We start from the raw sequence: 20,302 nt of genomic DNA, 5'->3' as shown, positions 1-20,302 counted from the left end.
AAGATCAAAAGATCGCAGCCTTCGGCAGCTCCTACAGGGTGAACACAATACAACTGTAGGAGCTGCCGGAGACTGCGATCTTTTGATCTTTTGATCTTTTGATCTTTTAATCCCTACACAAACACCAACGCCCCAGGCACATCCACATCCCACAACACCCCAGGATCATCCACCACCACTTCAACCACCCTGGCCGAAGCAAACAACGGCCTGGCACCGCGGTCACCCGACAATCCCTGCAACGCCGGCCCGAACGACCCTGCGAACCCCACCGGATGCCCATACTCGCCTTCATGCACCGGCACACTGATGGTGTTATCGGCCATGTCCGCCAACACCCGCTCAAGACTCGAAGGCAGGATGAACGGCATATCCCCCAACACAACCAACCAGCCGCCAAGCTGTGGGCACGCCGCCACACCGGCCGCGATGCTGTCACCCATGCCAGTGGATTCGATCAGGACCACCTCGAACCCGTAGGCCTGGGCCATGCGAATCGCCTGGGGTCGATCCTCGGTAGTCACCAGAACGCGCTTGCCTAAAGTAGCCGGCAGGCTTACCAGAACCTGTTCGATGACCGAACGAACCGCGCCGTCGCGCCCGGTGCAGTCGGCCAGCAACTTGTCCTTGTCGACCCCCGCCACCTGGCGAAACCGACTACCCTGCCCTGCCGCCAGCACAATGATGCCAATGGGCTCGCTCATGAATCCTCCTGCAAGAGCTTCTTCTGCTTGAGTTCGACTCCGTTCTTGATCGCGACAATCTCAGCCAGCAGCGACAAGGCAATTTCCGCCGGGGAATGGCTGCCGATGTGCAAACCGATCGGGCCGTGCAGCCGATCGATGGCTGCTGGTGACAAGCCTAGCTGAGCCAGGTTGTCCCGACGCTTCAGGCTGTTGACCCGAGAACCCAGCGCTCCCACGTAAAACGCAGGGGAATCGAGTGCCGTGAGCAGTGCCATGTCATCCAGGCGCGGGTCATGGGTCAGCGCAACAATCGCCGTGCGCTCGTCAGTCTGGATATTCAGTACCGCTTCATCGGGCATACCCGGCACAAACCGCCCGTGCTGCTCTTCCCAGCCGTAGACGAACTCGCTGCGCGGATCACAGATCAGCACTTCGAAATCCAGCAGCCGCGCCATCTCGGCGACATAGCGCGACAGCTGCCCGGCGCCGATCAGCAGCAGGCGCCAGCGCGGACCATAGATCGCCCGCAGGGTCTTGCCGTCAAACGTCAGCCCCTGGGACTTGTCGGCTGGCTCAAGCAGCACTTCTCCGGTCTCGACCGACAGCGAGCGCGCGACTATTTCATGCGCCTCGCACCGCGTCAGCAACTGCGCCACCCAGGCCGGATCGCCGACCCGCTCCTCGCTCAGGCGCAAGGTGCCGCCGCAGGGCAGGCCGAAGCGCGCCGCTTCCTCGCGAGTGACCCCGTAGGTGATCAATTGCACCGGCGGCCCGTCAGTCGGGATGCGCCCATCATGCAGACGGGCAATCAGATCATCCTCGACACAGCCGCCCGACACCGAACCGATCACCGCCCCGTCCTCACGCAGTGCCAGCATCGCACCAGGTGCCCGGGGCGCGGTGCCCCAGGTCTGGACCACGCTGTAAAGCACCACCCGCTGGCCTGCGTTGCGCCATTCCAACACGCTGCGCAGGACATTCAGATCGACGCTGTCCATCAGGCTTGCGCCTTCTGCCAACCTTGCAGCTGATAACGCACCGGCAGGTTACGAATACGCTGGCCAGTCGCGGCGAATATCGCGTTGCACAGCGCCGGCGCAATCGGAGGAACACCGGGCTCGCCGACTCCGCCCAGCGGCACGTCGCCCTTGGGAGTGACCAGGTGCACCGCGACCTCCTTCGGCGCCAGGGACATGCGCGCCACCTCGTACATATGGAAATTATCCTGCTGCACCCTGCCGTCCTTGAAACTGATCTCGCCCAGCACCGCGTTACCCAGGCCCATCACACACGCGCCTTCGAACTGCGAGCGGATGCGCTCCGGATTGATCTGCGGGCCGCAATCCACCGCGATGTCGGCCTTGTGCACGATCAGCGTGCCGTCGTCCTTGACCTCGACTTCGATCACTGCCGCGACATAGGTGACAAAACTGTAGTGCACTGCCAGGCCCAGACCGCGACCCTTGGGCAATTCACGACCCCAGCCGGCCGCCTTGGCCGCCGTTTCCAGCACTGCGCGCATGCGCCCGGTATCAATGGGATAACGTTCCGGCGACTCACCGTAGTTCCACTCTTCACTCAAGGTGCGCGGATCGATCTGGCGATCCGGGCCCAGCAGTTTGATCTGGTATTCGAGCGGGTCGCGGCCGGCCTTGTGCGCCAGCTCATCGACAAAGCTCTGGATCGCAAAGCCGTGGGGAATGTTTGACACCGAACGGTACCAGCCCACCCGCGTATGGACGGTCGCCTCGGGGTTTTCCAGGCGCACACTGGGGACCGCGTAGGCCATGTTGGTGAAACCCATGCCCAGTTCGAAAGCCGCTTCGTGGTTCATGCCCGGTGCAAACAACGCCGTGATGCTCGGTGCAACGGTGCGGTGCAGCCAGCCGGACGGCAGACCGTCCTTGTTCAGGCTGGCCTTCAGGTATTCGGCCGATACGGTGTGGAAATAGGAGCAATGGATGTCGTCTTCACGGGTCCATTGCACCCGCACCGCCTTGCCGGGAAATTCCTTGGCGAGGATCGCTGCTTCGATGACGAAATCCGGCTTGGACTTGCGCCCGAAGCCACCGCCGAGCAGGGTCACGTTCAACGTGACGTTATCAAAGGGGATGCCGAGGCGTTCGCCAATCCGTTCCCGCGTCACCTGGGGTGCCTGGCTCGGTGCCCAGGCTTCGCAGACGCCGTCCTTGAAGCGTGCGATGGCAACCATCGGTTCCATCGGCGATTGTGCCAGGTGCGGCAGGTAATAGGATGCTTCCAGCGTACTGTTGGCGCTGCCCATGGCCTCGTCGATGTTGCCGGTGTTGCGCACGACCTTGCCAGGCTTGAGCGCAGCCGCCTCCAGTTCCTTGCGGTAGGCGATCGAGTCGTAGCTGGCATTCGGGCCATCGTCCCACTCGATCTTCAGCGCTTCGCGGCCCTTTATCGCCGCCCAGGTGTTGCTGGCGATAACGGCTACGCCGCCCAGGGGCTGGAACTCCGACGGCATTGGCCGCCCTTCGATCTGAATGACTTTGAGCACGCCGGGCACTTTCAGCGCGGCAGCCGAATCAACGGATTTGACCTTGCCGCCATAGACGGCTGGGCGCGCAATCGTCGCATAGAGCATGCCGTCGAAATGCACATCAGCGCCGTAGACCGCACGGCCATTGACGATGTCGGCACCGTCGATCGCCTTGATGCCTTCCTTGCCGATGTAACGAAATTCCGCAGGCTGCTTGAGCCGCAGGCTGTCCCGAGCAGGTACCGACAATGCTCCAGCGGCAGCGGCCAGTGCGCCATAACCCAGCTCGCGTCCGCTAGGTTGGTGGACCACCTTGTGCAACTGCGCCCGACACTCGCCGACCGGTACTTTCCACTGCTCGGCGGCCGCTTGCTCAAGCATCGTCCGCGCGGCAGCACCGCAGCGCCGCATCGGTTCGTACCAATGGCGCATGCTGCGAGAGCCGTCGGTGTCCTGGTTGCCATAACGCACTTCATCACCAGGCGCCTGCTGCACCTTGACCAGCGCCCAGTCGGCATCCAGTTCATCGGCGACCACCATGCTCAGGCTGGTACGCACGCCCTGGCCCATTTCCGAGCGGTTGCACACCACGGTCACGGTGCCATCGGCGGCAATGCTGACGTACACCTTCGGATCATCGATCCAGCCGTTGGGCATACCTTCGGCGCCAAACCTGGGTGCTTTTTCCGCAGCAAGCGCGTCCTGCCAGCCCCAGCTCGCGGCAAGTACCAGCGCACTGGTGGCACCGACACCCCTGAGGAAACCGCGACGGCTCAAGTTGCTCAGCGCAAAATCGTTCGGCAACTGGCTCATGCGTTGGCCTCCTTCAGGTGGGTGGAGGCCTGGCGGATGGCGGTCTTGATCCGGTTGTAAGTGCCGCACCGGCAAATATTGCCCACCATCGCTTCTTCGATCTGCTCGTCGCTGGGGTTCGGGTTGATCTTGAGCAGCGCCGTCGCCGACATGATCTGGCCGCCCTGGCAGAAACCGCACTGGGCCACCGCCGTGTCGAGCCAGGCCTGCTGAACGATCTGTCCGACCGGGTCGCTGTGCAGGTTGTCGATGATGCTGACGTCCTGACCGACCACTGAACCAATCGGCGTGATGCAGCTGCGCGCCGGGGCGCCATCGATATGAATGGTGCAAGCGCCACACAGGCCCATGCCGCAGCCGAATTTGGTGCCGTTGTAACCGGCCACATCGCGGATAGCCCAGAGCAGCGGCATGTCCTCGGTGACATCGAGTTGATGGTCTTGACCGTTGAGTTTCAGGGTAATCATGGGCACGCCCGCATAGATAAAGACGGTTATGGGGTCGAGCAATCTGCCGCCAGAGGCTGGCGGTTGGCATCACGCAGATCGACTCAGGCTAAGGGGGCTCTCTTATGCCGACGGCGAGGTCTGCATCGGGCCTTTGGTGGAGTAAATGGTTGTATCGTTAGGCGGCTAAGTTAACCCAGGATTAACAAAAAAGCGCTGGGATTAGCTTTTTTACGCCTTGAGACTAAATCATGAAGCCGCCAGCAATCCTTATTTGAGAAAAGTAGAGGCTTGTCAGAATTAAAAGCGGATATCGGAGACTGTTCTGGCAGACTAGCCAGAGTGCGAACGCCAATAACGCAGAAAACCCCGTAAGAATAATTACCAACCTCAAACAAAACACCCAACTTTAAATATGCACTTATATATGCGTTACTTACGACGACGCATGCATACCTACACGTGCTGGGCGGTAAATGGCAGGATTTTAAAAGCCATAGGCAGGCGTAGTGACCGCCATAAACCCCAGCAAATACTAGGCGACACACCTAAACGGGGTTGGTAACGTTAGCAAAAGCGCTATGGACGACAAGTAAAAAGGAAACTTCCTACACATCTACCGGAACCAGTATCGCTATAATTTAGTTACGATTAAATATCGCACCTAACTTCTACTTCGCTGAGCGTTTCTGTAGGAAACGACTGTAAGACTTCAGGGAGATTTACAGGATTTTCGTAAAACTGGCAAAAATCACAGTTCCAGCCAAGACGACTTTTCACACCAATTATTGAATGTTAAATGGAAGACTTCTCATGTCTGATAGACACCATCGTACCGACACCATTTTGACGTACAAAACTATTCAAGTGGGTGAAACGGCAAAGTACTGGTTGGAATTCCAGTTAGTTGATGAGCGTGGAGAACCCCTGCCTCACCAACCTTATCGGGCGATCAACGAGGCAACCCGCTGCCAGCTGGTGCCGGAATTCAACGGCCAAAGCGATGCCCAAGGGGTGATCCGGCTGGAAAGCCTGCACCCACTGGCCGTGACCCTGCTGCTGACAGCGAATCCGCTGGCGGAAGTGTTGCAGACCCGACGCCTGCGCGCGCTGCGAGCCGAATTGCCTGTTTCGACGCCCTTGCAAATCCCTTATCGCTACAACGCGCCCCCAGCGGGTTTCTCTCCCTTGCAGAAACAGGCCTGGGCCGATGGGCACGAATATCACTATTTGCGCATTGGCCAATTATGCGATCGATTCCCGGACCTGAACCCTGCCTGGACAGGGCCGCACTCACTGCCAGCATTCCATTTTCCTGATCCGGACTTCAGCGGTTTCACGGTGCATGACGAACGGTTGAACCGCCGCCACGTATTGGAAATCTGTCCCTTCCGTGCCTGGTCGCTGGTACTGCACCACCAACCGGAATACAGCATGGCCAACGCCTACAACCTGGGATTGATGGCCAATCTGTCGTACAGCAACGTCGTCAAGAAGGCCTTGGAGATAAGGCCAGATGAGGATCCCAGCGCCATGTCCGGCTCGGTAGAGGAATTCTTTTTTCGCCAGTGCCTCGACCTGTCGCGCACGCCGATGATGATCGACGCCAACAGCACTCAGCTGCCGGCCTTGGTTGTAGACGTGCCGTTTGACCAGCGCTATGCCACAGCGGTCATGCTCGACTCACTGACGGCCGAGCGTCTGCCGGCTGGGTCGGACATTCCCTGGCGCATCATTGAAAACACTCAACTGTTCTATGTCATCAGCCAGACTCAGGTGGTGGTGGCCTGGCGCGGAACTCAGGAGCTGAAGGACTGGCTGACGGATTTGATGTACCGACCCGTGGCAACCGACGGCAGTGGCAGCGATTTGAAGGCTCCGGGTACGGCGCTGACTGGGGCGGGCAGTGTTCATTATGGGTTTTTGCAGGCGTTTGAGGTGGCTAAGAGGCTGTTCAAAGATCGATTCAGTGAAATAAAAGATGAAGCGTTTAACAAAGATTTTTTCATCTGCGGCCACAGTCTAGGTGGTGCATTAGCGTTGATTCACTCGGCAGAATTGAAGGACCGCAATCCAATTCTCTACACCTACGGCATGCCCCGCACCTTCACCGGCAAAGCAATCGAGCGCCTGCAAGACGTTACGCACTTCCGCCACGTCAACGATGCCGACACCATTACCAGCGTTCCGCCCGAGGCGGCACTGGACAACTGGCTGTACGACGCCCTCGGTCCGCTAGGCTCCGACCTGGGCTACATCTGGTCCGTGGGGCAGTTGCTGGCTGGCAAACTTGTTCGCTTTGGCGACCCGTACTGGCATCACGGGCAGCTCGTCATGTTCTACCGGGCCGACCAGCATCTGTCGTCCCAGGGCTCCTCCTACCCCGCCTATCGCAACAAGGACGGCCTGGGCGCGCCCTATCACAACACCATCACCCGACGTCTACCACACCGCACGCGCATCTACCTGGTGCCAAGCCTGAACGATGAATTCAGTCGCTTTGCTTTTGAAGAACAAAAGGTGCTTATCCGTTCGTTGAACCGGGAAAACCTCGCGCGCTTCCTGCCATCACACACCAATCCCGAGCGTAGTAACCAGCGCAGCAACCCGATGGATCACTCGATGATCAGAAACTACCTGCCGTTCTTGCATAATCAATTGCTGGAGTTGAGTGACCCCGAGCGGCCACTGGAGCGCAAGGACGTTCGGGCGCAGTTCGAACAGCAAATGCAAATGACGGGAATACCCGAACCGGAGAGGCACCGCAACAAGCAGTTTCTCGCCCTGCAAAAATTGTTACCCATGGCATTACGCATGACGCACGACCTGGAAGGTGGTCCCGAGGCCTTGCAGCGTTTCTGCCGCGAGCGAGAGTTTGGCGTGATGATCGAAGTCACCCAGCCCCGAGCCTGCGTTCCGGCAGAGCGCGACCAAGCATTTCAGCCACAGGGATAGGCGTAAACCATGAATATTCTGATCCACCCCGCGCAATTTCCAATGCAGCACGCGAGCTATCAGCTGACTGATGAAAGTGGAGCGGTCGCGAGCTACATCAGATACCGCGTCACCACCAAGGAACGCAAGGCGTACGAGGGCGTGAGCAACCGTGAAGGTGTTACCCAACTGATCCCCACTCCCTACCCCGACGAGATGACTATCGAAATCCCTGAGGGAGTGCCCTCCCCTCCGGAGAAATGTTGAGCATGAACGCGCTTCTCAGTTGCACTACCGCGAGCCTGTTGCTGTTCAGTCTCAGCGGTTGCGCTGTGGACCGTGGTCTGTCCCCGCCACTTGGCGGCGAACAAGTCAGCATGACGGTGAAGGTGCCCAAGAACCTAGCGGCCAGACCCATGCAGGTGATCTACCGCTCGGAGAAATGCACGATCAAGCGCTCCGGGCCGGATTGGAGCTCTTATGAAGAGGATGGCTATCTCGCTACCACGGTCCAGCCGCAACAGCAGGGGCAAAGTGACCTGTATGAGGCGAAGCTGCCTGTATATGGCGGGGGGCGATGCCAGTGGCGCTTGAGTAATGTGACCTTTGGTGTTACCTACGCCAACACATCAGCTTTCGGGCAAAATGTTCCATCTGGGGGCGGGGGCGGAGTGATCGTGGCATTCGATCATCACCTGCCACAACAGCGTTCAGTTTTCGAGCCAACCCAAGAAGCTAGTGGTGACTTGCTTGTCGGTGGTGACTATTACCCATGGATAAGTGAAGCCTTTCTGGGGGGACATGAGAAATTGGCCCGCTTGGTGGGAGCAGGGGATATCTACCTGACCTATAAGGCGCTAAATGCTAGAAAAGTTGTCTTCGAACCAATTTTGCATGCTGATAAGGTCGTCTATTCGAAAGAGCCTAAGGTAAAACAAAAAGGTAGTTACACTCGATTCACTTATCCCGATGGCAGTGCGGTGGCCGATGGTACCAGCAAACCAGATTTCAAGAAGCTCCAAGCCATTCGCCTGGGACAATCGCAATGAGTGCGCTGCGGGTTGTACCCATCCCCGCCCGCCGCAATTCAGTAATCATGAACGCCCTCATCCGTTGCACAGGCGCGAGCCTCTTACTGCTCAGCCTCAACGGTTGCGCCCTGGACCGTGGTTTGTCGCCGCCAGCAGGCGGCGAACAGGTCAGCATGACGGTGAAGGTACCCCAGAATCTCGCGGCGGAACCCATGCAGGTGATTTACCGCTCGGAGAAATGCACGATCAAGCGCTCCGGGCCGGATTGGAGTTCTTATGAAGAGGATGGCTATCTCGCTACCACGGTCCAGCCGCAACGGCAGGGGCAAAGTGACCTGTATGAGGCGAAGCTGCCTGTATATGGCGGGGGGCGATGCCAGTGGCGCTTGAGCAATGTGACCTTTGGTGTTACCTACGCCAACACGGCGCACTTTGGAGAGAACGTCAAAGCGGGACCAGGGGGTGGGGTGATCGTCATGTTCGATCATCATCCGCCACAGCGGCGCTCCGTGTTTGACCCGACTGAAAAGGTCAGTGGCGACCTGCTGATCAGGAAGGACTACTACCCATGGGTTAACGAGCAGTTCATTGGCGGACATGAAACGATCGTTTGGCTAGTCGGTGAAGGTGGCATCTATTCGTACTATCGCGCCCCAAATGCCCGCACGGTTATGTTCGAGCCCCTGCTTCATGCAGAGTACTTGGTCTACGCGAAGGGACCGAAATTGAAGCAAAAGGGAAATACAAACCAGTTCACATACTCCGATGGCAGTGTTGTGGCGGGTGGCAGCGATCCCAGCTTCAAGAAGCTCCAAGCCATTCGCCTGGGACAATCCCAATGAGTGCGCTGCGAGTTTCCCCGCGCGTGGCATTCGACCAACTCTCTGCTGCAACGTGTCATTGGTTGCAAGCTTTAAGCGGAAAGTAGAAACAAAACTGATTCTATTTGGAGTTGAGAATTCACACTCCGCCACTTAAAGCTCGCCGGCGCCCAATCAATACCGATTCGGCTCCATTTCCAGCTCGACTTGGAATCGTTGCAAGATATCTTGCTGAATCCTTTGCGCCAGCTCCAGCAACTGCAAGCCCGTGGCGGCGCCGTAGTTGACCAGCACCAGCGCCTGCAACTTGTGCACGCCCGCATCGGCGTCACGGAAACCTTTCCAGCCTGCGCGCTCGATCAGCCATCCGGCCGCCAGCTTCATCTGCCCATCGGGTTGCGCGTAGGCCACCAGGTCCGGGTATTCGCTTTTGAGTTGGGCGACCAGCGCAGCCGGCACCAACGGGTTTTTGAAGAAACTGCCGGCATTGCCCAATACCGCCGGGTCCGGCAGCTTTTCGCTGCGGATGCTGCAGATCGCCTGGCTGACGTCGCTGGCGGTCGGGTGATCGATACCTTGCTCGGTCAGGCGCTGGCGCACCGGGCCGTATTCCAGATGCAGATGCTCGCTGCGGTTCAGCTGAAAACGTACCCGCAGGATCAACCAGCGTCCGGGCTCCTGCTTGAACAGGCTGTCACGGTAGGCGAAGTTGCACTCGGCGAGGCTGAAGTCGCGCAACTCACCGGTGTGGCGATCGACGGCGGTCAGGCCGGCGAACACGTCCTTGATCTCTACGCCATAAGCGCCGATGTTTTGCATCGGTGCCGCGCCAACAGTGCCGGGGATCAGGCTGAGGTTTTCCAGGCCGGACAAACCCTGGGCCAGAGTGTGTTGCACGAACGGATGCCACGGCTCGCCGGCTTCCGCTTCAATCACCACCTGCTGGCCGTCATCGCTGATGATGCGCATGCCACGGGTGGCCATGCGCAGCACTAGCGCCTGGATGTCGGCAGTGAGCAACAGGTTGCTGCCCCCACCGATCACCAGCAACGGCACGTCATGCTCGGTGGCGTAAGCCAGGGCTTCGCGCACGTCGGCATCGCTGTGGGCTTCGGCAAACAGGCGGGCCTGCACGTCCACGCCGAAGCTGTTGAACGGTTTCAGTGAAACCTGGGTTTGCACTTGCAGACTCATAACCGGCCCTTCAATTCGACAACCAGCAAGTCACTGGCGCGCTCGATCAGGTCCAGTACCTGCTCGAAGCCTTGGTCACCGTCGTAGTATGGGTCCGGCACTTCGTCGAGTTCGCACTGGTAGCGGCGCAGGAACAGGTCGAGCTCAGCCCTGCCCTTGGCCGGTTGCAGTGCCTTGAGGTTGCGCAGGTTGCTGTTGTCCATCGCCAGGATCAGGTCGTACATGGCGAAGTCGGCGCGACTGACTTGCTGCGCGCGCTGGGCGGACAGATCGTAACCACGCAGGCGGGCTGCGGCTTGGCTGCGTTTATCCGGGGCTTTGCCAACGTGCCAGTCGCCGGTGCCGGCGGAGGCGACTTCTACCTGCTCGGCCAGTCCGGCTTCGCGCAGTTTGTGGCGCAGCACGCCCTCGGCGGTCGGCGAGCGGCAGATGTTGCCCAGGCAGACGAACAGAACCCGCATCACGCCTCCAGCAGGCGACGAACCCGCTCCAGGTCTTCAGCGGTATCGACGCCGGTGGGTGGTGCGATCAGCGCATCAGCCACGTGGATGCGCACGCCGTGCCAGAGGGCACGCAGCTGTTCCAGGGACTCGGTGTTTTCCAGCCAGCAAGGGCCCCAGCTGACGAAGTCATGCAGGAAACCGGCGCGGTAGGCATAAATGCCGATGTGGCGGCGATACGGCACGCCTTCCGGCAACTGCTCGCGACTCTTGGCAAACGCATCACGGGCCCACGGCAAGGTCGCGCGGCTGAAGGTCAACGCCAGGCCATTGAGGTCGCTGACCACCTTGACCACGTTGGGGTTAAACAGGGTTTCCACGTCTTCGATCGGCTCGGCGAGGGTGGCCATGCGCGCTTCGGTGTGGGCCGCCAGGTTGGCAGCGACCTGATCGATCACGCTCGGCGGGATCAGCGGCTCGTCACCTTGGACGTTAACCACGATGGCGTCGGGGGCCAGGCCCAGTTTCGCCGCCACTTCGGCCAGGCGATCGGTACCGGAGTTGTGGTCTTCGCGGGTCAGCACCACTTCGGCGCCAAAACCACGGCAGGCTTCGACGATGCGGGCGTCGTCAGTGGCGACCACTACGCGCTCGGCGCTGCTTTTGCTCGCCTGTTCCCAGACGTGCTGGATCATCGGCTTGCCGGCGATCAGCAGCAATGGCTTACCCGGCAGACGGGTCGAAGCAAAACGCGAGGGAATGACAACGGTAAAGGCTGTGGTCATTTATCCAGGCGCTCGTCGGTGGTCAACGTGCGCGCTTCGGTTTCCAGCATCACCGGAATGCCGTCGCGGATCGGGTACGCGAGGCCGGCACCCTTGCTGATCAGCTCGGTCTTGTCGGCGCTGAGTTTGAGCGGGCCTTTGCAGACCGGGCAAGCGAGGATATCGAGCAATTTGGTGTCCATGAGCATTCCCTGGATAAACGGAGTTAAGGCAAAAGACGATTCGGCACCAGGCGCATCAGCTGCGTATCGAACCAGGCGACAAAGGCCGGTGATGGCGCAGCATCGACCGCCAGGTACCACCAGTCGGCAGCGGCGAAGGCACGGCACTTCACCGCGTCCTTTTCGGTCATCACCAACGGCAATGACGGAGTGAAATTCAATGCCTGCACGCTGTACTCGGCGTGGTCGGCGAACGCGTGCGGGACCGGCTGCCAGTGTAGCGTCTCGAGGGTCGTGAAGAAACGCTGCGGATTGCCGATGCCGGCCACGGCGTGCAGCGCCTGACCCGGCGGAAAATGGTCGAGTGGCCGCCGTTCCCCGCTTTGCAGATTGATCAGGGCGGTGGGCTGCAACTGGAACGCAAAACCGTCCTGGCGATCTTCTGCAACGCCGTTGTAGAGCACCGCATCGACGCTCTCAAGGCGTTCTACCGGTTCGCGCAACGGTCCGGCAGGCAGGCAGCGCTGGTTGCCGAGGCCGCGGGCGGCATCAATCAGCACCAGTTCGAGGTCACGGGCCAGTCGATAATGCTGCATGCCGTCGTCAGACAGGATCAGATCCAGCGGCTCACTGGCCAGCAAGGCCTTGACCGCACGACTGCGGTCCGGGTCGATCATCAGCGGCACATCCGTGCGCTGTACTATCAACAAGGGTTCGTCGCCGGCAACATCCGCACTTTGATCGGCCTCCACCCGCCAGGGCAACTGCGGCGGCTTGGCGCCGTAACCGCGACTGACCACCCCTACGCGAAGGCCGCTGCGCTGGCAGTGCTGGATCATCCACAGAATCAGTGGAGTCTTGCCGGTGCCGCCGACTGTGATGTTCCCGACCACCACCAGCGGCACCGGCGGCTGATAGATCTCGCCCTCGCCCGCCAGGAAACGCTTGCGCTTGTTCATGACCACGCGCCGATACAGCCACTCCAGCGGCTGCAGCAGTTTCAGGGCTGGATGCCCCTGGTACCACGCGGCGAGCAATCGATCGGACATGGCCATCAGGGTGCGGGCGGCGCCGCCTCGACAGTGGTCATGCGCAGGTGGCTGAAGCCGAGTTTGCCGGCCGCATCCATGGCGGTGATGACGGACTGATGCTGGGTCTTGCCATCGGCGCTGATGGACAGCGGCAGACTGGTATCGCCACCGGATTCTTTCTGCAGCGCTTCCATCAGGGTCCCCAGGTCGTTCTTGGGCAAGACCTGGTTATTGACCGAGAACGAGCCCTCGGCATTGATCGCCACGTCCAGGTGCTTGGCCTGCTTATCGTCGTCAGGCGTACCGCTGACCGCTTCCGGCAGGTCGACGCGCAACTGGGTTTCACGGGTAAAGGTAGTGGTCACGACAAAAAACAGCAGCAGGATAAACACCACGTCAATCAGCGACGCGAGGTTTATATCGACCGTTTCCCGAGGCTTGCGGCGGAATTTCACGCTCGGCCCTCGGTCAGGTCAACATCCCGATCGCCCTGTACGACCTCAACCAGCTTGATCGCTTCCTGCTCCATGCCAACCACCAGCTCGTCGATCCGGCGTTGCAGGAAACGGTGGAAGAACACCGCCGGAATGCCGACCATCAGGCCCGCAGCGGTGGTGATCAAGGCTTTCGAGATACCACCGGCCAGAACTGCGGCGTTGGTGCTCATGCCCGTGCCCATGAACGCACTGAAGATATCGATCATGCCCAGCACGGTACCGAGCAAGCCCAGCAACGGCGCCATGGCGGCAATAGTGCCGAGGGCATTGATGTAGCGTTCGAGTTCATGAATGACCCGTGCGGCGGCTTCCTCAATGCACTCTTTCATGATCTCGCGGCCGTGCCTGGAGTTGGCCAGGCCCGCAGCCAGGATCTCGCCCAACGGAGAATTGGCGCGCAGTTCCTTGAGCTTGTCCTTGGTGAGCTGTTTGTCCTTGATCCAGACCCAGACCTGCCCGAGCAGGTGCTCCGGGGTCACACGGCTGGCACGCAGGGTCCACAGGCGCTCGGCGACGATCGCCATGGCCGCGATGGAACTCAGAATGATCGGCAGCATCATCCAGCCGCCGGATTTGACCAATTCCCACACAGTGACAGTCCCCTCGAAAAAGTGCGCCACTCTAACATAGGGGGTCCGCACACCGAAGACCACGATGGCGCATCCGGTCGGGGCCTGATGCGGGCCGTTCATTGCGTCGGCGGCGCTGGATCGCGCCAGAAACGCCGTTGCTGGCGCATAGTCGCCGGCGCCGCGAACGTGCCCAGTTGCAGATGAACGGCGCCCTGCTCGGCACTGTCGTAGATGCGCAGGCCGAGTTTTCGATAGCGGGCCATGACCGTCGGATGCGGATGGCCGAACGAATTGCCGTTGCCGCGGGAGATCAGCACGCCCTTGGGCTGGAGCACGCCGAGCAGAGCCATTGACGATGAGGTGCGACTGCCGTGGTGGGGAGACTGCAACCAGTCAGTGGCCTCAGCCAGCGGACTGTCGAGAAAAGCCTGCTCCGCAGCGTGTTCGATATCACCGGTGAGCAACAGACGCTCGCCCCCGGCTTCGATCTGCAGCACGCAGGAGCGAGAGTTGCTGTCCCTGGCCGAGGGCCATTGCCAGAGCTGGAAATTCACCCCGTCCCAATTCCACTGTCGACCACTCTCGCAGGCGTCAGCGAACAAGCCGTCAGACGCCGGAAAGGGTTCGCCACCGACGATCCGGCGCACTGATAATCCATCGGCGACCGCCCTGGCACCGCCGGCATGATCGGCGTGGGCGTGACTGATCAACATCAGGTCCAGCTCGTCGACCCCCAGCTTGTGCAAGGCCGGCAGCACCACCCGTGCGCCCATGTCCATGTCACCGAAACGGGGGCCGGCGTCGTACAGCAGGCTGTGATGGCGGGTACGCACCAAAATCGCCAGGCCCTGGCCGACATCCAGCAGCCAGACCCCGGCAATCCCCTCCGCCAGCATCGGGCGGGGCGGCAACGCCAACAACAGCAACATCGGCCAGCCCAGCCAGCGCATGGGCACACCCGCCGGCATCAGGAGCAGCAAGGCGCCGACTGCGGCCAATGCCCAGGTCCACAACGGAATCGCCACTGGCACCCAGGCGGGAAAATGCCCCGCCACCTGCGCCAGCCCCCGGAACAACCAGTCGATCAAGCCTCCAGCGAGCCACAGCAATCCTTCGCCGATATAAGGAATGGGCAACAACAAAGTACCGAGCAACGCGGGTGGCAGAACCAACAGACTGATCCAGGGCACGGCCAGCAGATTGACCAGCGGCCCGCTAAGACTGATCGGCAGGCCGAGGATCAACAGCAGCGGGCCTAGACCGATCGCGATCAGCCATTGCGCACGAGTCCAGGTTTGCCACCAGGGCGACGGGCCGAGGCGTCCACTGAAGGTAAAAATCAGAATCGCCACCGCCGCGAAGGACAGCCAGAAACCCGGCTGCAGGCTCGTCAGCGGGTCCATCAGTAGCACCCCGTTCAATGCCAGCAACAGCGGCCACCAGGCGCCCAGATGACGAAAGCGCAGGCGCCATAGCAGCACCAGGCCGATCATCGCGCAGGCCCGCCGCACCGGCACGTCGAATCCGGCGAGCAGTCCGTAACCAAGGGCCGCAGCGAACGCCAGGCCGCAGGCCCATGGCAGCCAGGGCAAGCGCCCTGGCCACAGGCCATAACGGGCCAGCCCGGCGATCAGCAAATACACCACACCGGCCAGCAAGCCGATGTGTTGCCCGGAAATCACCAGCAAATGCACGGTGCCGGTGTCTTGCAGTACCTGCCAGTCTTCGCGACTCAGGCCGCTGCCATCGCCCAGCACCAATGCTGCCAGCGCCCCACTACGCCCCTGCGCATCCACCGCCAGCAGGCGCTGCCGCAGGCTGTCGCGCCAGGCGCCACGGGCTTCGGCGAGTTTCTCGCCGTCCTTGACTGTGCCGGTGGCGCCGATGCGTTGCGCCAGCAGCCAGGCGTCGTAGTCGAAAGCGTGGGGGTTGAGCAGCCCGGACGGCCGTTTCAGCTTTACCGCCAGGCGCCAGCGCTCACCGCTGTGCACCGGCGGGCCGTCGTACCAGGCCAGGCGCATTCGTTGCGGCAGCCGGGTACGCCGCGAATGACTGTCGGTCAGTTCGAAACGCACGACCCCGTCGGCATTCTGCGGCAGTCCCGTCACCAGTCCCTCCACCCAGCGGGTTTCGCCCTCGAGCTGAATCGGCAGGCGATCGTCCAGCGCCCACTGGGCGTGGGTGCAGGCCCAGGTCAAGCCGAACAGGAAAAAACCCAGCGGATAGGCGCGAAACGGCAGCACTATCAGGGCTACTATCGGCATCAACAGCAACAACCAGACCGGCGGTAATGCCGGTAAAAAACGCAGGGTCAGCAAACCCAGCGCCAGCGCCATCATCCCTGTGCGCATACGCCCGTCCTTGAGAGTCCACCCCCTAGGCATAGCCGGCCCATCGCACGGCCGTCGTTATTAATTGTCACAAAGTCTGAATAGGCGGTTCATCGAATCCAGACATACTTGCCGCCTTAACCGACCGAGAAGCCTTATGCCCCGGCGCTTATTCAAACGCTACATGCCAGACCCGACGAGCATCAGGGAACACAAGTCCTTACGCTTTCTGGGCACCCTGCTGCATGACCCGAACCTCTGGCACCTCAACCGCCACTCCGTCGCCCGGGCGATGGCTGTGGGGCTGTTCGCTGCGTTTTTACCCATTCCATTACAGATGCTGGTAGCCGCTGCCCTCGCCATCATGGTGCGCGGCAATATTCCGATCGCCGTCAGCCTGGTCTGGCTGACCAACCCGATCACCATGCCGGTGGTGTTCTTCTGCACCTACCAGACCGGTGCCTGGTTGATGGACATCCCTGCTCGACACTTGCCGGACGAACTGACCTGGGAATGGATCAGTGGCGAACTGTCGACGATGTGGCAGCCATTCCTGTTGGGTTCTGTGGTCACGGGGCTGGCGCTGGGGGCGTTGGCTTATTGCCTGACGATGCTGTATTGGCGCTGGTGGGTTGCGCGGCAGTGGAAGCGGCGCAAGAAAAACCGGCTATAAAAATGCAAAACGGCCTCCATGTGGGAGGCCGTTTGTTTGTGCGGTGTCAGGAATTGACCCATCGCGAGCAGGCTCGCTCCTACAGGGGATCCCGTGTAGGAGTGAGCCTGCTCGCGATGGCAGGCGACTCGGTCGTCCTCAAGTACGCATCCCCCGCCCACTCACCAGCAACCGCGCGCAACCGATATACAGCGCCACCGTCGCCACCAGCATGAACGTGATCGCCACGCTGATCTTGATGTCCGAAACACCCAGGATGCCATAGCGGAAGGCGTTGACCATGTGCAGCACCGGGTTCGCCAGGGACACGGTCTGCCAGAACGGCGGCAGCAGGGAAATCGAGTAGAACACCCCGCCCAGGTACGTCAGAGGCGTCAGCACAAAGGTAGGAATGATCGAGATATCATCAAAATTGCGCGCAAACACTGCGTTGATAAAGCCCAGCAGCGAAAAAATCGTCGCTGTCAGCACCACCACCAGGATGGTCACGCCCAGGTGATGCACCTGCAAGTCGGTGAAGAACAGCGACAGTAGCGTCACGATCACCCCGACCATCAACCCGCGCAGCACGCCGCCCAAGGTGTAGCCGATCAGGATCGTATGCGGCGAAACCGGCGATACCATCAATTCTTCGATGGAGCGCTGGAATTTACTGCCGAAGAAACTCGACACCACGTTGCCGTAGGAGTTGGTGATCACCGACATCATGATCAAACCCGGCACGATGTACTCCATATAGGTGAAGCCACCCATATCACCGATCTGCCGTCCGATCAGGTTACCGAAGATCACGAAGTACAGGACCATGGTAATCGCCGGCGGCAGCAGCGTCTGCGGCCAGATCCGGGTGAAGCGCCTGATCTCGCGGTAGACGATGGTATTGAGGGCGACCAGGTTGGGTTGCAGCTCGGAACTCATACCGCCACCTTCGACAGATTTTTCTCCACCAGGGACACGAACAACTCCTCGAGGCGATTGGTTTTGTTACGCAGGCTCAACACTTCGATGTTCTGCTGTGCCAACTGAGTGAACAGCGCGGTGATGCCCATGGCTTTGTCGACCTGGACTTCGAGGGTGTGGCCGTCGATCAGCCTGGTCGGGTAGCCGAGCAGCTGCGGGGCGACGCTCAGGGTGTTCTTCAAGTCGAGCAGGAAAGTTTCCACATGCAGCTGGCCCAGCAACTGTTTCATGCTGGTGTTCTCGACGATGGTGCCGTGGTCGATGATGCCGATGTTGCGGCACAGCTGCTCAGCCTCTTCCAGATAATGCGTGGTGAGGATGATGGTGATGCCTTTCTGGTTCAGCTCGGTGAGGAAAGTCCACATCGAGCGGCGCAATTCGATGTCCACCCCCGCCGTCGGTTCGTCGAGGATCAGCAGGCGTGGTTCGTGAACCAGCGCACGAGCGATCATCAGTCGCCGCTTCATGCCGCCGGACAGCGAGCGCGACGGCGTGTCACGCTTGTCCCACAGGCCCAACTGAGTCAGGTACTGCTCGGCGCGTTCCTTGGCGATTTTCGGCGGGATGCCGTAGTAACCGGCCTGGGTCACGACGATGTCGAAGGTCTTTTCGAACTGATTGAAGTTGAATTCCTGCGGCACCACGCCGATGGAGCGCTTCAGCTGCGCAGGATTCTTGTCCAGATCGTGCCCAAAGATATTCACCGTGCCGCTGGTCTTGTTCACCAGGGTCGAGAGTATGCCGATGGTCGTGGATTTGCCGGCGCCGTTGGGGCCGAGCAGGGCGAAAAAGTCACCTTCGGCGACATCCAGATCGATACCACTCAGGGCCTGGAAACCGTTGCCGTAGGTTTTGGTTAGCTGCCGGATGGACAGAGCGGAACTCATATCGGATTACGCACCAAGAAGGGGAAGGAAGGGGTAAATAAGGGCGGACGGCGATGAACACAACCGCGGCGCTCGAGCGCAATGGTGCGTGTCGCCGTCACACAAGTACAGTCAAGTGTGTCGATAGTGAGTATTAAGTCAACGCGGTCATGACGGCTTTCTGATACGCCGGACGCTGTTTAAGCCGTGCATACCAGGCCTCCAGATGAGGCTTCGGGGCTCGCTCGATCGGCATCTCGAACCAGGCATAAATAAAACTGCCAAGGGGAATGTCGCCCATGCCGATTTCGTCTCCGGAGAGATAGGGTTGGGTCGCCAATGCCTGATCGGCCATGGCTAACAGAGCGTCGCACTCCTTGATCGCAGCCTGGATGGCCGGCCAGTCCTGTTTCTCGGCCGGAGTGCGCAGCACACCCCAGAACACCGTGCGGAATGGTCCGGCGAAGTTCGAGGTGGTCCAGTCCATCCACTTGTCAGCGCTGGCGCGAGCTTGCGGGTCAGCCGGGTACCAGGCGCTATCGATGGCGTGGCGGGCCAGCAGGTAGCGCACGATGGCGTTGGATTCCCACAATACGAAACCGTCATCTTCAATGACCGGCACTCGGCCGTTGGGGTTCATCACACGGTATTCGGCGGTATCCACAACGCCGAAGGAACCGCCTGCATCTATCGCTTCGTAAGCCAGGCCCAGCTCCTCGGCGGCCCACAATGGCTTTCTGACATTCGACGAATTTTTCCGACCCCAGATCTTCAGCATGACCGCCTCTTTATGGATGAATGCGCAGGCAGCATACGCCGGATCAGGCGCGACTCAAATCGCCCTGCATGTCCCCGAGCAGCATCGGTGAGTGCTCACCGAACAGGTGCGGATAGCATTTTTGCAGGTGCTCGAAGAAGAAGGTTTCAGGCACATCGGTGAACTGGCCATGATCGACCACGTACTCCATCAACTGCACGCCATCGCGATTGAAGGGGTGGAACACGCTGTCCTGGATGCCGTCGAACTCCAGTGGCGCGACGTTGAACAGTTCGCACAAGCCTTGGTTGAATGCTGGCGTGGCCTTGACCCAGCGTCCGTTCAGGAACAGTTCGGTATAACCGTGCATGGCGAATACATCAGTCTTGAGCAGTTCGAGCAATCGCGGAGTCGACAAGTGATTGCGCACATCAGCCAGGCCGATTCGAGCCGGGATTGCACAGTGTCGCGCCGCACCAGCGAGCAAGGTGGCTTTGGGCACGCAGTAGCTTTCCCCTGCTGCCAGCGCGTAGCTGCCGCACAGGGTCTGCGGGTCGCGGCTGAAGGTGTAGGGGTTGTAGCGCACGGCTTCGCGCACCGCGTAATACAGATTGATCGCCTGTTCGAGCGGGTCGCGACTGGCACCCCGATGTTTTTCAGCGAACTCCACTACTGACGGGTGGTCACTATCGATGAAGCGGCCGGGACTCAAATACTCGTGCATGAGATCAATCTCCTGGGGAAGGCCCGAGTCTAGCGACAGGTTGAGCACACAGATAACGGCATTTCGGCCAAACAT

Annotated in this window: 21 protein-coding genes; 5 read left to right on the top strand and 16 right to left on the bottom strand. The window is 60.3% G+C overall.

Annotated elements, in window-relative coordinates; all coding sequences use genetic code 11:
- Positions 1-113: 113 nt before the first annotated feature.
- Genes ACYZTK_RS22610 through ACYZTK_RS22595 form a run of 4 tightly spaced genes read right to left on the bottom strand, consistent with a single transcriptional unit; the run spans position 114 to position 4,472 of the window.
- The gene (locus tag ACYZTK_RS22610; protein WP_462011858.1) at positions 114-704 is read right to left on the bottom strand and encodes a nucleotidyltransferase family protein; all 591 of its coding nucleotides are present in this window, start codon (positions 702-704) and stop codon (positions 114-116) included.
- Positions 701-1,684 (bottom strand): XdhC family protein, encoded by a 984-nt coding sequence (locus tag ACYZTK_RS22605; RefSeq protein ID WP_462011857.1) that lies wholly within the window; start codon positions 1,682-1,684, stop codon positions 701-703. Before ACYZTK_RS22605 ends, ACYZTK_RS22610 begins: the two co-directional genes overlap by 4 nt.
- Positions 1,684-4,005, bottom strand: a complete 2,322-nt coding sequence (locus tag ACYZTK_RS22600; RefSeq protein WP_462011856.1) for a xanthine dehydrogenase family protein molybdopterin-binding subunit — start codon at positions 4,003-4,005, stop codon at positions 1,684-1,686. The genes ACYZTK_RS22605 and ACYZTK_RS22600 overlap by 1 nt, the downstream gene beginning before the upstream one ends.
- Entirely contained in the window at positions 4,002-4,472 is a 471-nt protein-coding gene (locus tag ACYZTK_RS22595; protein WP_462011855.1) for a (2Fe-2S)-binding protein, read from the bottom strand. Before ACYZTK_RS22595 ends, ACYZTK_RS22600 begins: the two co-directional genes overlap by 4 nt.
- Before the next feature lie 771 nt (positions 4,473-5,243).
- On the opposite strand from ACYZTK_RS22595, the gene ACYZTK_RS22590 reads away from it, so the two are divergent.
- Genes ACYZTK_RS22590 through ACYZTK_RS22575 form a run of 4 tightly spaced genes read left to right on the top strand, consistent with a single transcriptional unit; the run spans position 5,244 to position 9,258 of the window.
- Positions 5,244-7,406: a lipase family protein gene (locus ACYZTK_RS22590; protein WP_462011854.1), complete on the top strand. Its 2,163-nt coding sequence runs from the start codon at positions 5,244-5,246 to the stop codon at positions 7,404-7,406.
- A gap of 9 nt (positions 7,407-7,415) precedes the next feature.
- Positions 7,416-7,652 carry a hypothetical protein gene (locus ACYZTK_RS22585; protein ID WP_462011853.1) on the top strand — a complete coding sequence of 79 codons (237 nt, stop codon included), beginning with the start codon at positions 7,416-7,418 and terminating at the stop codon, positions 7,650-7,652.
- A gap of 2 nt (positions 7,653-7,654) precedes the next feature.
- Positions 7,655-8,434, top strand: coding sequence for a hypothetical protein (locus ACYZTK_RS22580; protein ID WP_462011852.1), 780 nt, complete (start codon positions 7,655-7,657; stop codon positions 8,432-8,434).
- A complete protein-coding gene (locus ACYZTK_RS22575; RefSeq protein ID WP_462011851.1) occupies positions 8,431-9,258 on the top strand; it encodes a hypothetical protein in 828 nt (275 codons plus the stop codon). The genes ACYZTK_RS22580 and ACYZTK_RS22575 overlap by 4 nt, the downstream gene beginning before the upstream one ends.
- A gap of 153 nt (positions 9,259-9,411) precedes the next feature.
- On the opposite strand, the gene murB is transcribed toward ACYZTK_RS22575, so the two are convergent.
- The 8 genes from murB to ACYZTK_RS22535 all read right to left on the bottom strand — a co-directional run bounded on the left by murB (position 9,412) and on the right by ACYZTK_RS22535 (position 16,268).
- The gene (gene murB, locus ACYZTK_RS22570) at positions 9,412-10,431 is read right to left on the bottom strand and encodes a UDP-N-acetylmuramate dehydrogenase (RefSeq protein ID WP_462011850.1); all 1,020 of its coding nucleotides are present in this window, start codon (positions 10,429-10,431) and stop codon (positions 9,412-9,414) included.
- Complete coding sequence (locus tag ACYZTK_RS22565; RefSeq protein ID WP_462011849.1) at positions 10,428-10,892, bottom strand: low molecular weight protein-tyrosine-phosphatase; 465 nt, start codon at positions 10,890-10,892, stop codon at positions 10,428-10,430. The genes murB and ACYZTK_RS22565 overlap by 4 nt, the downstream gene beginning before the upstream one ends.
- Positions 10,892-11,656: a 3-deoxy-manno-octulosonate cytidylyltransferase gene (gene kdsB / locus ACYZTK_RS22560; protein ID WP_462011848.1), complete on the bottom strand. Its 765-nt coding sequence runs from the start codon at positions 11,654-11,656 to the stop codon at positions 10,892-10,894. The genes ACYZTK_RS22565 and kdsB overlap by 1 nt, the downstream gene beginning before the upstream one ends.
- Positions 11,653-11,838: a Trm112 family protein gene (locus ACYZTK_RS22555; RefSeq protein ID WP_007945752.1), complete on the bottom strand. Its 186-nt coding sequence runs from the start codon at positions 11,836-11,838 to the stop codon at positions 11,653-11,655. Before ACYZTK_RS22555 ends, kdsB begins: the two co-directional genes overlap by 4 nt.
- A gap of 23 nt (positions 11,839-11,861) precedes the next feature.
- Positions 11,862-12,872, bottom strand: a complete 1,011-nt coding sequence (lpxK, locus tag ACYZTK_RS22550) for a tetraacyldisaccharide 4'-kinase (protein ID WP_462011847.1) — start codon at positions 12,870-12,872, stop codon at positions 11,862-11,864.
- Complete coding sequence (locus ACYZTK_RS22545; protein WP_462011846.1) at positions 12,872-13,303, bottom strand: ExbD/TolR family protein; 432 nt, start codon at positions 13,301-13,303, stop codon at positions 12,872-12,874. Before ACYZTK_RS22545 ends, lpxK begins: the two co-directional genes overlap by 1 nt.
- Complete coding sequence (locus tag ACYZTK_RS22540) at positions 13,300-13,935, bottom strand: MotA/TolQ/ExbB proton channel family protein (protein WP_462011845.1); 636 nt, start codon at positions 13,933-13,935, stop codon at positions 13,300-13,302. The genes ACYZTK_RS22545 and ACYZTK_RS22540 overlap by 4 nt, the downstream gene beginning before the upstream one ends.
- Positions 13,936-14,033: 98 nt before the next feature.
- Positions 14,034-16,268 (bottom strand): DNA internalization-related competence protein ComEC/Rec2, encoded by a 2,235-nt coding sequence (locus tag ACYZTK_RS22535; protein ID WP_462011844.1) that lies wholly within the window; start codon positions 16,266-16,268, stop codon positions 14,034-14,036.
- 136 nt (positions 16,269-16,404) lie between these two features.
- Here ACYZTK_RS22535 and ACYZTK_RS22530 point away from each other — a divergent pair, with 136 nt between their 5' ends.
- Positions 16,405-16,920, top strand: coding sequence for a DUF2062 domain-containing protein (locus ACYZTK_RS22530; RefSeq protein WP_462011843.1), 516 nt, complete (start codon positions 16,405-16,407; stop codon positions 16,918-16,920).
- 138 nt (positions 16,921-17,058) lie between these two features.
- Here ACYZTK_RS22530 and ACYZTK_RS22525 read toward each other — a convergent pair whose 3' ends face one another.
- The 4 genes from ACYZTK_RS22525 to ACYZTK_RS22510 form a co-directional block, all read right to left on the bottom strand.
- On the bottom strand, positions 17,059-17,838 hold the full coding sequence (locus tag ACYZTK_RS22525) for an ABC transporter permease (RefSeq protein WP_462011842.1): 780 nt from the start codon (positions 17,836-17,838) through the stop codon (positions 17,059-17,061).
- A complete protein-coding gene (locus tag ACYZTK_RS22520) occupies positions 17,835-18,767 on the bottom strand; it encodes an ABC transporter ATP-binding protein (RefSeq protein WP_462011841.1) in 933 nt (310 codons plus the stop codon). Before ACYZTK_RS22520 ends, ACYZTK_RS22525 begins: the two co-directional genes overlap by 4 nt.
- A 133-nt stretch (positions 18,768-18,900) precedes the next feature.
- Positions 18,901-19,524 carry a glutathione S-transferase family protein gene (locus ACYZTK_RS22515; protein WP_462011840.1) on the bottom strand — a complete coding sequence of 208 codons (624 nt, stop codon included), beginning with the start codon at positions 19,522-19,524 and terminating at the stop codon, positions 18,901-18,903.
- A gap of 43 nt (positions 19,525-19,567) precedes the next feature.
- Entirely contained in the window at positions 19,568-20,227 is a 660-nt protein-coding gene (locus ACYZTK_RS22510; RefSeq protein WP_462011839.1) for a transglutaminase-like domain-containing protein, read from the bottom strand.
- Positions 20,228-20,302 lie beyond the last annotated feature (75 nt).

This window comes from Pseudomonas sp. LB3P31 (assembly GCF_054897945.1).
Note: the sequence above shows the minus strand (reverse complement) of the source record. Positions and strands in the feature narration are given on the sequence as shown.

What these genes read in the sequence shown, in the direction of transcription:
- murB (WP_462011850.1), bottom strand. Translation starts at nt 10,431, where the DNA reads ATGAGTCTGCAAGTGCAAACCCAGGTTTCACTGAAACCGTTCAACAGC.
- ACYZTK_RS22510 (WP_462011839.1), bottom strand. Translation starts at nt 20,227, where the DNA reads ATGCACGAGTATTTGAGTCCCGGCCGCTTCATCGATAGTGACCACCCG.
- lpxK (WP_462011847.1), bottom strand. Translation starts at nt 12,872, where the DNA reads ATGGCCATGTCCGATCGATTGCTCGCCGCGTGGTACCAGGGGCATCCA.
- ACYZTK_RS22535 (WP_462011844.1), bottom strand. Translation starts at nt 16,268, where the DNA reads ATGCGCACAGGGATGATGGCGCTGGCGCTGGGTTTGCTGACCCTGCGT.
- ACYZTK_RS22565 (WP_462011849.1), bottom strand. Translation starts at nt 10,892, where the DNA reads ATGCGGGTTCTGTTCGTCTGCCTGGGCAACATCTGCCGCTCGCCGACC.
- ACYZTK_RS22525 (WP_462011842.1), bottom strand. Translation starts at nt 17,838, where the DNA reads ATGAGTTCCGAGCTGCAACCCAACCTGGTCGCCCTCAATACCATCGTC.
- ACYZTK_RS22520 (WP_462011841.1), bottom strand. Translation starts at nt 18,767, where the DNA reads ATGAGTTCCGCTCTGTCCATCCGGCAGCTAACCAAAACCTACGGCAAC.
- ACYZTK_RS22610 (WP_462011858.1), bottom strand. Translation starts at nt 704, where the DNA reads ATGAGCGAGCCCATTGGCATCATTGTGCTGGCGGCAGGGCAGGGTAGT.
- ACYZTK_RS22595 (WP_462011855.1), bottom strand. Translation starts at nt 4,472, where the DNA reads ATGATTACCCTGAAACTCAACGGTCAAGACCATCAACTCGATGTCACC.
- ACYZTK_RS22590 (WP_462011854.1), top strand. Translation starts at nt 5,244, where the DNA reads ATGTTAAATGGAAGACTTCTCATGTCTGATAGACACCATCGTACCGAC.
- ACYZTK_RS22575 (WP_462011851.1), top strand. Translation starts at nt 8,431, where the DNA reads ATGAGTGCGCTGCGGGTTGTACCCATCCCCGCCCGCCGCAATTCAGTA.
- ACYZTK_RS22530 (WP_462011843.1), top strand. Translation starts at nt 16,405, where the DNA reads ATGCCCCGGCGCTTATTCAAACGCTACATGCCAGACCCGACGAGCATC.
- ACYZTK_RS22600 (WP_462011856.1), bottom strand. Translation starts at nt 4,005, where the DNA reads ATGAGCCAGTTGCCGAACGATTTTGCGCTGAGCAACTTGAGCCGTCGC.
- kdsB (WP_462011848.1), bottom strand. Translation starts at nt 11,656, where the DNA reads ATGACCACAGCCTTTACCGTTGTCATTCCCTCGCGTTTTGCTTCGACC.
- ACYZTK_RS22555 (WP_007945752.1), bottom strand. Translation starts at nt 11,838, where the DNA reads ATGGACACCAAATTGCTCGATATCCTCGCTTGCCCGGTCTGCAAAGGC.
- ACYZTK_RS22605 (WP_462011857.1), bottom strand. Translation starts at nt 1,684, where the DNA reads ATGGACAGCGTCGATCTGAATGTCCTGCGCAGCGTGTTGGAATGGCGC.
- ACYZTK_RS22585 (WP_462011853.1), top strand. Translation starts at nt 7,416, where the DNA reads ATGAATATTCTGATCCACCCCGCGCAATTTCCAATGCAGCACGCGAGC.
- ACYZTK_RS22515 (WP_462011840.1), bottom strand. Translation starts at nt 19,524, where the DNA reads ATGCTGAAGATCTGGGGTCGGAAAAATTCGTCGAATGTCAGAAAGCCA.
- ACYZTK_RS22580 (WP_462011852.1), top strand. Translation starts at nt 7,655, where the DNA reads ATGAACGCGCTTCTCAGTTGCACTACCGCGAGCCTGTTGCTGTTCAGT.